We start from the raw sequence: 15,949 nt of genomic DNA, 5'->3' as shown, positions 1-15,949 counted from the left end.
CTCTAAATTGAATTCGCTCATTTTTTATTTTCATTATTTATTATACCATAAAAACACAAAAAAGTAACACTTAACTTTTTAAATTCAAAAATTTGTAACATAGTCAGTTTAATCACAAAATACAAAAATAGAATAAAAAAATCCTGCAAAGCAGGATTTTTTTATTCTTCCATTTTTTTGAGACATTCTTTACAATACCCTCTAATATATAATTGTTGATCAATAATCTTATTTTCTCCTTCAAGATTTGAATCAATTGAAATTTCTTTAATATCAAAATCAAAAATTTTTCCACAACTTATACATTTAAAATGCCCGTGTAAATGTGTATTGATATCAAATCTCGCTTCATTTTCCTCAATAGTTATAACACTTACCAACCCTTTAGATTGAAATAGCTTTAATGTGTTATATACTGTTGTTTTAGACAATGTTGGAATTGTTTTTACCAATGCCTTATAAATCATATCAACATTTGGATGAACCTGATTATCCATAAGATATTTATAAATTTGTATACGTTGCAAAGATGGAGATATGCTTTTTTCCCTCAATATTTCGCTAATATATTCAATCTTTTCTTCAGTACTCATATAATCACACCCTCTCAAATTTGTATTAATTTCATTTCTAATTTAATTCTATACCATTTAAGAAAAAAAATCAAGTCTTGATACATTTTCTTAATTTTTGTGATATAATTGTATTAATAATTTCAAAATAGGAGGGATAAGATGAGAAAAACTATTATTATTTTACTATTTTTATTCCTTTTCACAAATATCTTCGCTCAAAGTTTTACAAAACTTTATTCTGAATTTAAAGTTATTAATAGTTATCATAAAATTCATGAAATGAAAATTTTATTAGAAAAATTAAGTTCATATACAAATGATGCTTCAATGCTTGCTTTATACTGTAACGCATTAACAGAATACGCCAATTGGGGTGTCGAAAAAAATAAAAAAGAAGAAATTTATCAGAAGGCAGTTGAAATTGGAAAAAAATCTGTAGAATTAAATCCAAACATCGGCTACTCTCATTATGCTTTAGGAGCAGCAATTGGTCGTCTTGCCCAATATAAGGGAATTGTTTCTAGCTTGTTTATGCTTGGGGATTTTGATACTCATATAAAGCAAGCTATAAAACTTGACCCAACATTGTATACTGCATATATTGCTCTTGGAATGAGATATAGAGATGTTCCATGGCCATTAAATGATTACAAAAAATCCGAAAAATATTTATTAAAAGCTGCTGAAATAGAACCAGGATATGTTAACACATACTATGAATTGGGGATTTTATATAAAATATGGAAAAAATATGATAAAGCTAAACAAATGTTTGAAAAAGTTATTGCAATGCCTTTACATCCTGATTGGATAGAACAGGGAAAAGAATCAAAAAAATTATCTAAGGAAGAATTAAAAAAATTACAATAAGTATCATTCCTTATTCCCATATTTCTGGTTCTATTTCTAATTCTACATTATATTCATTTTTTACTGTTTTCTTTACATAATTTATAAGGTTTAATACGTCCGAAAATTTCGCATTTCCTTTATTTATGATAAAACCCGCATGTTTTTTTGAAATTTGGGCTCCCCCAATTGAATAACCTTTTAATCCCAGTTTTTCAATTGTGGTTCCAACATAAAAATCCGAACGCGGCCTCTTAAATATACTTCCTGCACTAGGATATTCGAGAGGCTGTTTTTTCCATCTTTTAATAGACATATCTTTCATTTTTTCATTGATTTTATATTTTTCTTTTTTAACCATCTTTAACTTCGCACTTAAAGCTATATATCTCCTTTCTTGAAATATACTTTTCCTATAATCAAAACCCAACTCTTCTTTATTTAATTTTTTAATTGTTTCTTCTTTTAAATCAAAAACTTCTACTTCATTAATAATATTTGAAATCTGCCCTCCATATGCTCCCGCATTCATAAACAATGCTCCACCCAGAGTACCTGGAATTCCGCAGGCAAACTCCAAACCGGATAACGAATTTTCCATTGCAATATATGATAATCGCGAAAAAGGAATACCAACTTCAGAATAAATATATTCATCTTGAATATTATAACCCGTTAAAAATTCTGTACTAACAACAATAAAATCCATATATTCATCCTTTACAATAAGATTTGCTCCTCCACCTATTATTCTAAAATCAATATTTTTATTCTTTAAATACCTTATTGCTTTTATAAATATTTCTTTGGTTTTTGGAATAACAAATAATGAAACTACTCCTCCTAATTTAAAAGTTGTATGTAATCTAAGAGATTCATTGACTAATACATTACATCCTAACAAATATAAATCTCTACCTATTTCCATATTCACTTTAACATCCACTCCAACATTTCAGAAATTTCCTCTCCAGCAGGATGAATTTTTACCTCATTAAATAATTCTCTTTTCTTAAAAATCATTTTTTGAATCGAATCAAGAATAAGAGCTTTCTCTGATTTCGTTATATTCTCCATATATTTGTTTAATAAATAATTTATACTTTTTTTCGTGGGCAATTCAGCTAATGCCATTATTGCCAATTCCTGAATATCTCCTTTATCATCTAAAAATGTAGCTAAAATATCTATATATTTTTCATCTTTAGTTATTCTCAACAAAGCTTCTAATATTATAGGAAAAGCTCTTTCATCTGAATATAAATTCATCATTCTTTCCAGATAGGGCTTCAACTCCTGACATTCCATCTCAGATAATACATCTATCAAATATAGCATTACAACATCATCCAGATTTCTTCTTTCGAATCTTTTTATAAATTCATTAAAAAGATACTTTTTTGCTTCATCACCTAACACATCAATTATATCTGTTATTAGAGAATATGTTTCTGAATCACTATTTTCCATCATGTCTATCAAAACAGGTATAGCATTAACTCCCTTTTCTTCTATTATTCTCTGAATCACATCTTCACGTCTCATTTTCAGCCACCTCTTTATTAAAGACTTCTTTATCAATAATTATTTCTCCATACATTTCTTTAATTTCTTCTAATCTTTTTTTATCATCTAATTCAATAATTTGAGAATATATTTCATTATTTTTATCAATTTTATATATTTTAAAATGCTTATCGGCATAATTAGCTACTTGCGGCATATGAGTAATCACTATCAATTGTTTAACTTTTGAAAATTCTTTTAATTTTTTTCCTATCACATCCGCAATTCTCTGACCAACTCCAGAATCTATTTCATCAAAAAGCATTGTTTCAACCAAATGCGATTCACCAATTACCTTTTCTATTGCCAGAATAATTCTAGACAATTCCCCACCAGAAGCTATTTTTTCTAAAGGTAAATACGGTGATTGAGGGGTAGTTTTAGCCAATATACGAATACTATATGTTCCATATTTCCCGGGTTCTTTTAATTTCTTAAAATCAAAAAATATTTCTGCATATTTCATATTTAAAACTAAAAGTTCTTTTTTTATTTTATCCTCTATTTTTCTTAATATTTTCTCTCCTTTTACTTTTATTCTTTCACCAATTTCAAATAATTCTTTCTTTTTACTTTCAATCATCGGATTAATTTCATTTAATATTTTTTCTAAATCATTTAATTCCTTTAATTCAATTCTAAATTTTTCTAAATTTTCAAAAACATTTTCAAGCGCAGGACCATATTTTCTTTTTAAATTCATTATTTCATTAAGTCTATTAGCTACTTCTTCTAATCTTTGAGGATCTAAATCGAGATCATATAACTTAGATTCTAGACTGCTGTATAATTCACTTATCATATCCTGAATAGAAATTGCCATATTTAAATCTTCTTCAAAACCATAATTTGAAATATCTGAAAGATCTTCTACAATCTCCCCAATAAATATATCTATATTTTTCTCTTCATCCTTTAAAATAGCCATTGACTTTTCTAATTTACTTTTTATTTCTTCTATATTACTCAATTTTTTATATTCAATCTTCAATTCTTCATCTTCATTTTCTCGTGGTGATATATGTTCTATTTCATCTATTTGAAAATTCAAAATATCGATTTTTCTATATATTTCAGACGGATCAGTAGGAATATTATTCAGTTTTTCTTTTAAAGATAAATATTCTCTATATTTTTCTTCATAATTTATAATTAAATCAACTATATTTTCCTTAAATATATTATATGCTATTTGATTATGATATTTTGGATTTCTTAATAAAACTTGCGAATTTTGGGTATGAACTTCCATTATATATGAACCCAGTTTCTCTAAAATAGTTTTTGGGATAATAGTACCATTTGCCCTGAAAACAGATCTCTTTTCATTAAATTTTACATTAAGTATTATTTCATTGTTTTCTGTAATATCTATATAATCCTTTAATTCATTTTTTACTTTATCATCAACAGTAATATATGCAGAAATTGAACCCTCGTTATTTCTTAAGTTCTTTGGAACCTTTCCACTCAATAAAGAAATTAAAGCTTTTACAAACATCGATTTTCCTGCTCCAGATTCGCCGGTAATAATGTTTATTCCTTCAGAAAAGTCCACATTTACATCTTTAAACAATCCAAAATTTTTTATCGCCAATGAATGGATCATATGGCACCTCCACTTTTTCTTTTCTAAGTATATTTTACATCATTTTCTTTAAAAATAAAAATTAGATTGTATGAAAAGTGAAAATATGTTTTTTATTTACCTGACATAAATTTGACCAAATATTATATATATGTTATAATATTCTTAATATAAAAAGAAAGGAAATATAATATGAAACACTATAAATTTAATCTAAAAAATAAGAAAGAATGGTTATTATCGCCAACTCGTGAGGTAAATGTTGATATTGAAACTATATATAGTTTTAACAATTCTTTCGGCATTGAAAGAAAATGGATCATTTTAGATAATCATAATTCAATAAAAAAAATAAAAAGATTACTTCTTCCAGATAAAATGATTATGCTTACTTCATTTCTAACCTCTGATGATTGTGATATAAAAAATTATTTAATTTACATAGATTTTGGAAAATATTCAAAAAAAAATGACATAATTGAATTCTTTGATTTAGAATTAGATATTATTATTAAAAGGGACATGGCATTTAATATAGAGGATATGGATGAGTTAATTAAAGAATTCAAAAAAGGGAATATCACTAGTCATGATTTCTATTCTGTATTGATAGAATCAACGCGTTTAATAAATTCTTTCCAGAAATACAAAAATCCCATAAACTCATTGATGACTGAAATAAACAAAGAATCTATTGAGTGGCTAATTGATTTAGGATAATATACATTATACATATAAATATATAATGAAAAAACAATTGGGTGAGAAAATGATAAAATATCTTGTAATAGGGAAAAAAGATGAACTTAAAGAAATTATAAATGAAATAGAAAAAAAATCAAATGGAAAAATTATATTTGGTGATTTTTTAAATCCATCACCAGAAGTTTTTATGGAAAAAATTAAATATCATGATAGAATTTTAATTGCTGATCCTGAATTAGAAATTTATATAAAAAATGAGTTAGAAATTGTTAAAAATAAAGGAATAATTATCAATATACTTCCAGAATTAGTAGAAAAACATTTAAAAAGAATACCACTTGATGTTTTAAAAAAATTTGAATATTATTATTCTGAATTTTTTTTAAGTAAAAAGGAAAATAGAATTTTAGATTTAACATTAGCCTTAATTTCACTAATATTGACTTTTCCCCTTTTTATAATAATATCAATAATTAACCTATTAACTATTGGGAAACCTATAATATTCAAACAAATTAGAATCGGAAAAAATAAAGAAAAATTCTTGATGTATAAATTTAGAACTATTCACAATGAAAAAGTTCATTCATTTAGCAAATTTTTAAGAAAAACAAGGCTGGATGAAATACCTCAATTTTTAAATGTATTAAAAGGAAATATGAATTTTATAGGGCCAAGACCAGAAATGCTTAGTTTCCATAAAATGTGCGAAGAACATATCGATTTTTATAATTATAGATTGTTTGTAAAACCTGGAATAACAGGTTGGGCTCAGGTAAAATATAAATATACAACATCACTGGAAGATTATAAAATAAAAACAGAATATGATTTATATTATGTGAAAAATAAAAATCTTTTACTTGATATCAAAATATTATTATTAACTTTTTTAGCAATTTTTAAAGATAATGGTTCATTATAATATTTACAAAATATATTTTTTATGATATAATATAGATTGATATGGCCCCATAGGATAACGGCTAGTCCATCGGATTCTCAGTCCGAGAGTCGGGGTTCGATTCCCCGTGGGGCTACCAATCAATATAAGTATTTTTACTTATAGAACGAACTGCTCTGATAGATCCAGAGCAGTTCTTTTTTATTTACAATATCTTTATCATTTCTTCACTTTTAGCTATATCATCCGGACTAACAAATTCAAGATTTTGTTTTATATCAACTCCAGCATCGTGATAAATTCTTGCTATCAATTCACTACATATGTAAGCATTCGGATTATCAAAATTTAATGAATCTTCAAAATTTTCTTCATCAGCAACTATTCCAATTATTTCTGAAACAGAATTTAATATTAAACTTTGTAGATCATAAGGTCTTGCTATATATTTTGTAGTTTCTCCATTTACAAATGCTTTTAAATCTTCTTTTATTTTTTCTCTTATTATTGTTTTTACTCTTTTGTTTCTATGCCTATAAACATCGAAATGTCTAAGTATTTCTAATGGATATTTTGCAATATGAACTCCATTTAGCCATGCAGCCATAATATATCCATTTCCTATATACATTTCTGCGTGCAAATAATCTTGATCAGTTATATTCTTTATTAACTTAGCTATATTTTGTCCCAAAACAGACGCTATAATTTTGTATGTTTCAACTTTCTTTGTTGGCAATAATAAAACATCTCCTATTTCTAATTTCATTTTTCCACCTTCTTTAATCTAAAAAGATATGCTTTCTTTTCTTTAAGATGAACATAATCTTCTATTACATATCCTGGATATTTTATGGCCAAAAGATTTTTTGCATCTTCATAATTGTTATCATATATGATAACATCAATAATCTGATCTTCTTCTTGATTTAAATACTCCTGAACTTGCGCTGTGTTTTGCTCTTGATATTGCAATGTTTTTATTCCAAAAGGTAATAAGAAAGCAAAAATTCCAGCAACTATTACTAACCATACTTTCCAGTCTTTCAAATCCATTATTTCACTCCTTTCTGAAGATTAAGGTAAAACACTATACTTTCAATTATTGTGTCTAATAGATTGTCAGATATTTTTATATGCATTTCTGATAAAACTTTTTTGGCCAAATTCATCGCAAGCTTTTTCTTTTGCTCTCCATGCAAATTTTTTAGATTTCCAATTTGTTCTACATATTCCACGACATGAGTAACAATCTTCCTAACAATTTTAATTTTGCTCTCCATCTTTTTTGAATGTAGTAAAAAATTCCCTAAGAAAAATGCAACGCCTACTAATACATACACAATAATTTCCATAATTTCACTCCTTTCTAAAATGTAATAAAAAAAGAGGCTTTCTCAAGCCTCATACTGGAATTTCAAAACCGACATTTTGTAGGTTTTTACAAATTTGTATTCATCATTGTCTAAACGTCTTATCATTTCGCTAATGACAGGAATATTATTCCGGTCATTTTTATTTGAATATTTTTTTCATGTTGGCTGTATAATTTTTGGATTTGCCCCCTCCGTTTTGGATCCTACAAAATTCTACTTTTTTTTCTAAGCTAACGGCAGAATCTGCCATTAGCTTTTTATTTTTCGGTAACATTTTTACTCAGTTTCACAAAGGTTATATTGTTTTAATTGTAATGTTCCCTACTGGAAAAACTATAATTTTTATGCTATAATAAGTATACAAAAGTGAATAATGGAGTGATCAAAGTGATATTACATAATGTATTTTATGTTTTCAAAAATAAAAAGGATGCATCCGATTTTTATAAAAAATATAAAAATTTATATAATATAAAAAATAAGGATATGGGTGAAGAAAGTAATGACGCTTTAACCATTTTTTTTTCTAAAGATTTTGATTTGCAAAAATTCGATACTTCTGATGAGACACTCGAACAAAGTTTAGGTATTTATAAAATAAAAAGAGATAATAAATTAATAGATGCAACTATTGATTATGATAAATCCTTAGATTTTTATAAATTTATTACTGCGAACTATAAAGATAACATAAATATTTTTTTGGCAACTTTTACCTACCAAGAAAACAAAAAAACTTTTGAGGTTATAAATCAAAAACTAAACAATATTAAATCTTACATATTTAGTCAATTTGAATTAGAAAATAAAATTGTTTCTATATATCAAGTGGATAAATCACAAATAATTTCTATACTAAGCAAAATAGAAAAAGATAATTTTAAAGATACATGGAATAGTAATGAAAATTTTATACATGAATACTTTGAAGGTGATAATAATGTCTTATAAAACAATCAGGAGAAAAGAAAATAATAAAATATTATTATTATATAATACAATGTTTCAGGAAACTGAAAAAAGCTTTATTTCACCTAATTTCTATAAACCGCAGGATTTCAAACAAATAAATAAAAAACAGAAAGAAATGAAAGAATTACTTATTACAATAGAAAAAGTCGCAAAAAAACATAAAATACCTAATTTACGATATAAAAAGATATATTATAAAATTTTTTCTGATAATAAAAAAATCAAGTTTTATTTTTTCTTAAAAAATATCAATATAAATACTTCGGATAAAATTTTAGATTTTGAATTAGAAATGAAAAAAGTTTTAAAAGAATATCATTGTGATTTCTTTGTAACAACCAACCCAGCTAAAGATTACAATTTCGATTTAAAAAATACTCGTTCAATATAATATTAATTCGTGGGTGGTTGTATGAAATTAGATTACAAAAAGAAAGCGGAAAGTTATGAAAATCTTAGTAATTATATAAAAAAACATGAAAATTTCAATAATACAAACTCATGGGGCTGTCATTATTACACAAACCTTTTTTATAAATATGCTATAAAATGTTCGGAAATAATAAAATGTTATCTCCAACCAACTGATATCGAACATTTGAATCACCAAAGTATTTCTGAAAAATTCAAAGAATATATTGATCCTAAATTTAATACTAAAATAGGTGCCGGTTATCATACATTATTTATTTTGTCTAGAAAATTTCGTTATGAACAAAATAAATTATCTAAACAACAAAGAAAAGATTTTGAAAATACAATGAAGAAGATGGATGAATATCTAAAGACTATAAAATCTAAATTAAATAAATAGCCCATATGGGCTATTATTTTTTTTGCTGTACTTATTTTATAGTTTAAACTCTTTTATATTAATTTCCCTAAAAATACATACCACATACAATATTTTGCGTTTCCTGATACTTTTAATACCAAATGTAATAATTTACATATAAAATAAAAAATAACACCCTTATAGAGTGTTATACGTTTTAAGAAAATATTTCATTTCAATTTCTCATTCTTTAATCAATTATTCTGAAAAAAGTATGCACAATTTTATCAAAAATCACAGGTTCAACTTTGAAAATTGTACTCGGTTTTTTACCTGACAAATTAAAAAAGAAAAGATCGTTATATTTTTTATTACCTGCATTGAGTTCTATAAATGCTCGATCCACTGCCTTTATACTTTCTTCCATTTTTTCTCTTGAAACATCATTTATTATAATTTCTCTTCTGTATCCAAGAAAATCTTTTTCCAATGGATTAAATCTATACTTTTTCTGATGAAACCATCTGTTCCAACCAACACAAGCAATTAGATATTTTTCAAAAAAGCTACAACTTTCAGCTTCTCCCATAACTGCGATAATAAGCTTTGCTCTATAATCTTCCCAATTCATTTACATCACCTCTGAAAAACTTTGTATAATAAAATTATGATCGTAATTACATTTGTACCTATTAACCCCAATACCCATTTTCCAACCGAACTATAAAACCATTGACTTGCTTTTTTGGGAATTAGTCCGTTATGAAGTTCTCCGTCTATTCCATCTATTTTATTTTCTAATTTATCGAAACGTTCATTTATTATTTTTAGTATTGTTTCTTGAATAGCATCTTGTTGCATTCTATCTTTCATTTCTTTTTCAAGTTGCTCTATTCTTTTTTCATACGGACAATTTTCATAGTGCATAGTTTCACCTCGCTAAAACTTCTATTTTTTGCGTTTTGTTTGCAAACAATCTTATTTTAAACATCCCTCTTGCTGTCGGTGCAAGTAACTTTTGCACCGCATATTTTTCATCTGTCCAAGATGGAACAGTTATACCAACTATGTCTTTTTTTCTGATTTTTTTATTTTTCGAATCATATTCAAATATAGAAAATTTATGCATTTCTGGAATATGAGTATGTCCTGTTAGGTAAATATCTACTCCGGATATTACATCAAAAAAATAACGATGTTGCCTCATACTTCTTTCAGGAAATCTTCCACCTGAAGAACCATGATGACAAGCTATTTTGTAATTAATTCTGTTTTTTTGTCCAACTAATTTTTTACCATTTTTTAAATTAATATCTATAACCATAAGATCATCTGTATAAGGTATGTTTTTTTCTTGACATAATAATGCTATTGGATCAACACCAACTTTTCTCCATGTTCTTCTTTCATGGTTCCCTCCTACCACTCCTAGTATTCTATCTTTGAATTTGTCAAATAAACTACTAATTTGCTTCAATGTACCTTGTGGGTTATCTTTTTGCGAATACACATCTCCTAAAGAATTAACTATCGCATTATCTATGAGATCACCAAGAAATATGATTTTACCTTCTTCTTTTTCTAATGCTTTTATTACATCATGGATATCAGAGTTTTCACTTCCAATATGAAGATCACCAACTGGAATAATATCAATAAAATCTTTTTTATATTCATATGTTGCAACTTCCAAAATTCCACCTCCATATAAAAAAAAGAACCCCGAAGGGTTCGTTTAATATTGAAACATAATAGTTGTTTGCCCTGCAAGGTAATCTTTTATGACAGATATATTTCTTATATTTTTTTCTAATAATATATTTTCATCCTGTTTTATGAGTAAATTTTCACCGATGTTTAAATTTTCTTGAACTATTTCTTTAATAGTTACAAAAACTTGTTTGTTTTCAACATTTTCTCTAACCTCACTTAAATTTTGAAATTGATTATTTCCATACTGAATAGTTATCATATTTTTGCCTCCTTAATATTGTAGTAGATATTCTACAAATATATAAACCTGTACTCTCGTAAGGTTATCCGCTGAAATTTCTATTTTATCTCCATTAGACACAGTTTGATTTGTTATAGTTATTTCATTATCAGTCGCCACTGTTCCTAAAGTTGTTGTTCCTTTTTTTATTGTAATCGTTGCTGTTGCTGTACTTTCATAAATTCCATACGTTAAACTATGTGTATGCGATGGAATAGATACTGAATGCGTATGATTTAAATCTGAAATTGAAACATCATGCGTATGATTAAATTGCGATACACCGATAGAATGTGCATGACTTCCTGCACTTCCTGTTGAACCACTAAATGAATGTTGATGAGAACCTGCAGAATTTGTACCTGAAAAATCATCTTTAAGAGTATGGCTATGATAACCATTCGTATACGTCCAATCTGAGTATGAATGTGTATGACTCCCTGCTGCATCAGCCGAAAAAGTGTCTCCAATATTCACATCTATGTTCAACCAAGTTGCACCACCTGTTGCTACTGTCATATTTGTTGGGAGACTCGAGCCCGAAGTAACTGACGAACTACCTCCAGAAGATGCTCCTTTTGAGTATGCTCTGAATTTTTCCGCTTTTACTATTATTCTAGCTATTCCTGTTCCTGTAGTTGTTCCTGAAGCGTTATCCGGGATGTAAATTGGTATCGATAAACTTTTCGCACTATCTATTTGGTCTATTGCTGTTAAAGCATAAATCTGCCTAATACCTGTTCCTGACAAAATACTTTTATTACCTGAAGAATCATTTATTTCAATCTTTCCATTTACTTTTATTCCATCAGAACTATCTGACAATACTCCTTTCCCGATCTCAATATCTCCATTACTTATTGAGATTTTATCATTATCTAAATCGAATTCTGTTGTTCCTGTATTTCCTTGAATTTTTCCAGAATTTAAAATCCCGACGTTGCCTGTAATTGCTGACAATTGGCTAACATTCATATGATTTGCATATATTTTATCTGCTACCATCAAATCACCAATTATACTTCCCGCTGGCGCATTTTCTGGCGTTAGTGTGATTGTTGGTGCAAGATTAACTTCTGTATATCCAACTGGCATAATTTGATTAATTTCATCTACAAGACTATTTGTAAAATAAGCAATAGCACCTTTTGGAAGTCCGAAAGCTGGTTGCATTATTAATTTATCCGCTGTAATGCTTCCTGCTTCTATTCTATCCGCATCCAAAAAACCTGTCGTAATTTTACTCGCATCTAAACTTGCTATTTTTGCATCATCCACTGCTAAATCTGCTATTTTTGCATTTGTTATTGCTGCATCTTTTATTTTTGCTTCTGCAATTGCAGCATCCGCAATATGCGCTTCTTGTATTATTCCAGCTTTTATATTAGCTATATTTGCAATTATTTCATTTGTTCCTACCTTCTCCGCCGTAATTGCTCCTGCAGAAATTTCATTTGCAGTTATTGCGTTCGCTGCAACCTTTTCCGTTGTTATAGCTCCTGTTGCGATTTTATCGGAAGTTATAGCACTTACATCTATTTTTTCTGCAGTTACCGCACTTGCTGAAATTTTGTCCGCTGTAATTGCTCCTGCCGCTATTTTATCCGCCGTTATAGCACTCGTTGCTATTTCATTTGCGGTTATAGCTCCAGCAGCTATTTTTTCAGTTGTAATTGCTCCAGCTGCAATTTTTTCTGCTAATATAGCGCCTGTTGCTATTTTTTCCGCTATTACTGCCCCTACTGAAATTTTATCTGCTGTAATTGCATCTGTTTGGATATGAGTTGCTGATATAGAATTTGCCGCTATTTCATTTGCAGTAACTGCTCCAGCTGCTATTTTTGCTGTTGTTATAGCTCCTGTAATTATTTTATCAGAAGATATAGAATTCGCTTGTAATTTTGGTGTAGAAATAGAATTATCAGCTATTTTAGTTTCTGTTATTGTTCCGTTTGGTATATTATCTTCTACTACTTGAATAATACTTTTTAGATTTACATAATCATACCCAACCGGCTTTATATTATTCACGTCATCAAGCAAAGATGTAGTCCAATATCCTATTGCACCTTCCGGAAGTGCTATCGCTTTATATGAAAGTTTTTCATTTAATTCTGGTATTGTGTTATTATTCAAATCATCGATTTGAGTTTGATTATTAGATATATCATTTTGCAAGTTTGGTATTGTTGTATTATTCAAGCTATCTATATCTGTTCTATTATTTTGTATATCAATTTGTAGATTCGGTATTGTGCTATTATTCAAAGTCGCAATATCTGTTGCATTTTGATTAATTGCATTTTCTGCATCTGTAAGTCTTTGGCTTTCTAAATCTTCATCATATACCTTTGCTGTAGTCCCATTAACCGCAGCACTCCATGCGCTCATGTTTCCACTTTCGTCAATTGCTCTTATTCTAAAATAATAAGTAGCGTTTGTATTTCCAGCATAAACAAAATTAGTTGCCGAAATTTTGATATTTTCAACATTCAATGTAAAAGTATTATCGGTTGCAACTTGTAACTCATATTCTTTGAAATCATCTTCTGTGTTTTCATTCCATTTTAATTGTATTTTTTGAAACAATCCTGTTGCAATTAAACCGGTTGGTATTGCTGGCGGTATTTCATCTTTTGCGCTTGTTATTTGTTGCACTGCACTCCATACCGATTTTTTGCCTTCTGCATCTAATGCTCTAACTTTTGCGTAAACTGTTTTGTTTCCTGCTACTTCAAACTTCACAAGAGTTTCTGATGTTTTAATATAATTCCAATCAATACTGTCATAGCTCCAAGCTAATTCGTAACCAATCAAGTCTGTTTCCATATTTGCATCCCAAGATGCTTTTATAAAGCTTAATCCATTTTCATTTATCGTTGTTAACGCAAGATTTGCAGGTGCTGAAGGTTCTGCTCTATCTAAAAAGCTCGTTCTTTCATCTACCTCTTGCGTTTGTGTTTGAAGCTCTTGAACTGCCCCAGAAATTTCTTCTACAGTCTTTGCAACATTAGGTTTTTGTATTTCTTTTGAAACTATTTGTTGTGTTATTTCTTTGTTTGATATATCAAAGTTTATATTTTTCCATTCTACGACATTCAATTTCGTTTCGAATTTGTTTGCTTCAAGCGAATGTTCTACTTTATCGATAATGAAAACACCACTTGTAATACCTTTTGCGGATATACTCAAATTAACAAGATTTCCAGCATAAATATCCGGATAAAACTCATTCATTTGCAAATTAAAATTAATTTCTTTGTTTAAATTATCTTCTACTACATCAGCGACATTTGAAAGCATCGCCTCAGATGAATAATGAGATTTTAAGCCAATTTCAGAATCCGGTTCGCTTGTAAGGTTTGGTCTTATTACATTATTCAAACTTATTTTTTTGATTGGTATTGCGTTGAATTTAACATGTTTAATTGTATAAGCTACAGTCGAAGATAAATTTGTGATTTTTAAGATTAATTTGTCTGGATATGCTGTAAGTTCATCCAATCTAATTAATCCGTTATCACTCCCAGCCGTGAAAGCTTCTCTGTCAGAAACCAATGTTTCACCTTGATATACCGTTAAGAATACTGTAGTATCAGGGTTTTTGATATAATCACTTGTATATTCTAATTCAAATCTTCCTTGTTTTGTTGCTTTAATTATCGCATTATCTCCTTGTAAGTCTGTATCAATTACTGCTTCGGTTGTTGCTCCTATTTCAAAACCTTCACTTTCAAGTTTTATTCTGTTATATTTTTTTTGATTTGAAAGATTATAATTTTTGAAATCTTCCTGATTAATTGTTATAACAGGACTTGGCTCAATAAAGTTTTCAATTCTTGTTCTATATATTACTTTTCCGTCTGGCGTTGTGCTTATTCTCCCAGCGGTTGCTTCTACTATTTTTTGAATTACTTGCCAATATGTCCTATCCTTATCCGCAATAAAAACATCAAATGTGGTCGTTAAACTTTGCAAATCTTGATAATTAACATCTAAACCACACCTATTAAGTAAATCCGAGATTATAGCATTTGGTGTCATTTGTGTATATAATAATGGGTATTCCAATTTTTTTTGTGTTGTTATCCATAGTATATCCTTTAACTCTATTTCTGCTTTTTTGTGTTTTTCTTTTATAGCTCTTTGTGTTTTCCAACCGTGAAACAAAGGTATAGCAATCGTGAAAGTATCTTCTGGTTGTTCTATATATCCAGCTGGTAAAGTATTATTTAAAGCTCCAAGTAGAGTTTCTCTCCAATATTCTATTGCATTTGCTGGTAATTCTATCCCATTCTGAAATTTATTAACTATAACATATAATTTCACTTCCCACACTTTATTAAGATAGCCATCGTTTATTGCTCCATTAATTTTTCCAACTGTTGGGTCGAATACGTCATTGTATTGTGTAGAAGTAAAAGCGTTATTCTCATTTTTTACCGTTATTGTTGCTGTATCTATTACCGCATTATTAAGTAATTGTATTTTGTTATTTGTTTTTACATTTTGCACGTAATCGCTCAAATCATACCAATTTACACCATCAATTTTTGCATAAAATAGTATTTTTTTGTATTTTGTTTTGTGTCTGTAGTAACTTAGAAAATTTGTATCTATATTAAGTGATTCAAACATTTATTTCA

At 28.1% G+C, this 15,949-nt stretch carries 18 protein-coding genes and 1 tRNA gene; 7 read left to right on the top strand and 12 right to left on the bottom strand.

The window, feature by feature from the left end:
* Positions 1 to 161 precede the first annotated feature (161 nt).
* Positions 162 to 593 carry a Fur family transcriptional regulator gene (locus tag X274_RS02440; protein WP_047265206.1) on the bottom strand — a complete coding sequence of 144 codons (432 nt, stop codon included), beginning with the start codon at positions 591 to 593 and terminating at the stop codon, positions 162 to 164.
* 141 nt (positions 594 to 734) lie between these two features.
* On the opposite strand from X274_RS02440, the gene X274_RS02435 reads away from it, so the two are divergent.
* Positions 735 to 1,445 (top strand): tetratricopeptide repeat protein, encoded by a 711-nt coding sequence (locus X274_RS02435; RefSeq protein WP_047265205.1) that lies wholly within the window; start codon positions 735 to 737, stop codon positions 1,443 to 1,445.
* A gap of 10 nt (positions 1,446 to 1,455) precedes the next feature.
* Here X274_RS02435 and murB read toward each other — a convergent pair whose 3' ends face one another.
* The 3 genes from murB to X274_RS02420 are packed head-to-tail and all read right to left on the bottom strand — an operon-like array spanning position 1,456 to position 4,599.
* Positions 1,456 to 2,352 (bottom strand): UDP-N-acetylmuramate dehydrogenase, encoded by an 897-nt coding sequence (murB, locus tag X274_RS02430; RefSeq protein ID WP_047265222.1) that lies wholly within the window; start codon positions 2,350 to 2,352, stop codon positions 1,456 to 1,458.
* A gap of 2 nt (positions 2,353 to 2,354) precedes the next feature.
* A complete protein-coding gene (locus X274_RS02425; RefSeq protein ID WP_047265204.1) occupies positions 2,355 to 2,969 on the bottom strand; it encodes a HEAT repeat domain-containing protein in 615 nt (204 codons plus the stop codon).
* A complete protein-coding gene (locus tag X274_RS02420) occupies positions 2,959 to 4,599 on the bottom strand; it encodes a DNA repair protein RecN (RefSeq protein WP_047265203.1) in 1,641 nt (546 codons plus the stop codon). The genes X274_RS02425 and X274_RS02420 overlap by 11 nt, the downstream gene beginning before the upstream one ends.
* Before the next feature lie 171 nt (positions 4,600 to 4,770).
* On the opposite strand from X274_RS02420, the gene X274_RS02415 reads away from it, so the two are divergent.
* From X274_RS02415 to X274_RS02405, 3 genes are all read left to right on the top strand, one after another.
* A complete protein-coding gene (locus tag X274_RS02415; protein ID WP_047265202.1) occupies positions 4,771 to 5,298 on the top strand; it encodes a DUF402 domain-containing protein in 528 nt (175 codons plus the stop codon).
* A gap of 25 nt (positions 5,299 to 5,323) precedes the next feature.
* Positions 5,324 to 6,208: a sugar transferase gene (locus X274_RS02410; RefSeq protein ID WP_084822603.1), complete on the top strand. Its 885-nt coding sequence runs from the start codon at positions 5,324 to 5,326 to the stop codon at positions 6,206 to 6,208.
* Positions 6,209 to 6,251: 43 nt separating this feature from the next.
* A tRNA-Glu gene (locus tag X274_RS02405) sits at positions 6,252 to 6,326 on the top strand.
* A 66-nt stretch (positions 6,327 to 6,392) separates the two neighbouring features.
* Here the strand turns inward: X274_RS02405 and X274_RS02400 are convergent.
* From X274_RS02400 to X274_RS02390, 3 genes are read right to left on the bottom strand one after another with little or no spacing between them, the layout of a single operon-like run.
* Positions 6,393 to 6,956: a hypothetical protein gene (locus tag X274_RS02400; RefSeq protein ID WP_047265201.1), complete on the bottom strand. Its 564-nt coding sequence runs from the start codon at positions 6,954 to 6,956 to the stop codon at positions 6,393 to 6,395.
* Positions 6,953 to 7,243 carry a hypothetical protein gene (locus tag X274_RS02395; protein ID WP_047265200.1) on the bottom strand — a complete coding sequence of 97 codons (291 nt, stop codon included), beginning with the start codon at positions 7,241 to 7,243 and terminating at the stop codon, positions 6,953 to 6,955. Before X274_RS02395 ends, X274_RS02400 begins: the two co-directional genes overlap by 4 nt.
* Positions 7,243 to 7,542 (bottom strand): phage holin, LLH family, encoded by a 300-nt coding sequence (locus tag X274_RS02390; RefSeq protein WP_047265199.1) that lies wholly within the window; start codon positions 7,540 to 7,542, stop codon positions 7,243 to 7,245. Before X274_RS02390 ends, X274_RS02395 begins: the two co-directional genes overlap by 1 nt.
* A 408-nt stretch (positions 7,543 to 7,950) precedes the next feature.
* Here X274_RS02390 and X274_RS02385 point away from each other — a divergent pair, with 408 nt between their 5' ends.
* Genes X274_RS02385 through X274_RS02375 form a run of 3 tightly spaced genes read left to right on the top strand, consistent with a single transcriptional unit; the run spans position 7,951 to position 9,349 of the window.
* Positions 7,951 to 8,514, top strand: a complete 564-nt coding sequence (locus tag X274_RS02385) for a hypothetical protein (RefSeq protein WP_047265198.1) — start codon at positions 7,951 to 7,953, stop codon at positions 8,512 to 8,514.
* Complete coding sequence (locus X274_RS02380) at positions 8,504 to 8,926, top strand: hypothetical protein (protein ID WP_047265197.1); 423 nt, start codon at positions 8,504 to 8,506, stop codon at positions 8,924 to 8,926. Before X274_RS02385 ends, X274_RS02380 begins: the two co-directional genes overlap by 11 nt.
* Before the next feature lie 21 nt (positions 8,927 to 8,947).
* Complete coding sequence (locus X274_RS02375) at positions 8,948 to 9,349, top strand: hypothetical protein (RefSeq protein ID WP_047265196.1); 402 nt, start codon at positions 8,948 to 8,950, stop codon at positions 9,347 to 9,349.
* A gap of 211 nt (positions 9,350 to 9,560) precedes the next feature.
* Here X274_RS02375 and X274_RS02370 read toward each other — a convergent pair whose 3' ends face one another.
* Genes X274_RS02370 through X274_RS11435 form a run of 5 tightly spaced genes read right to left on the bottom strand, consistent with a single transcriptional unit; the run spans position 9,561 to position 15,941 of the window.
* Positions 9,561 to 9,941 carry a hypothetical protein gene (locus X274_RS02370; protein WP_047265195.1) on the bottom strand — a complete coding sequence of 127 codons (381 nt, stop codon included), beginning with the start codon at positions 9,939 to 9,941 and terminating at the stop codon, positions 9,561 to 9,563.
* A gap of 5 nt (positions 9,942 to 9,946) precedes the next feature.
* Positions 9,947 to 10,237: a hypothetical protein gene (locus tag X274_RS02365; RefSeq protein ID WP_047265194.1), complete on the bottom strand. Its 291-nt coding sequence runs from the start codon at positions 10,235 to 10,237 to the stop codon at positions 9,947 to 9,949.
* A 4-nt stretch (positions 10,238 to 10,241) separates the two neighbouring features.
* Entirely contained in the window at positions 10,242 to 11,003 is a 762-nt protein-coding gene (locus X274_RS02360; RefSeq protein ID WP_047265193.1) for a metallophosphoesterase, read from the bottom strand.
* Between the two features lie 42 nt (positions 11,004 to 11,045).
* Positions 11,046 to 11,282: a hypothetical protein gene (locus tag X274_RS02355; protein ID WP_047265192.1), complete on the bottom strand. Its 237-nt coding sequence runs from the start codon at positions 11,280 to 11,282 to the stop codon at positions 11,046 to 11,048.
* 12 nt (positions 11,283 to 11,294) lie between these two features.
* Positions 11,295 to 15,941, bottom strand: coding sequence for a hypothetical protein (locus X274_RS11435; protein WP_052913135.1), 4,647 nt, complete (start codon positions 15,939 to 15,941; stop codon positions 11,295 to 11,297).
* Positions 15,942 to 15,949: the final 8 nt, after the last annotated feature.

Origin of the sequence: Marinitoga sp. 1155 (assembly GCF_001021175.1) — a bacterium.
Taxonomy (GTDB): domain Bacteria; phylum Thermotogota; class Thermotogae; order Petrotogales; family Petrotogaceae; genus Marinitoga.
The sequence above is the reverse complement of the archived record's forward strand: the minus strand, read 5'-3'. Positions and strand labels throughout refer to the sequence as shown.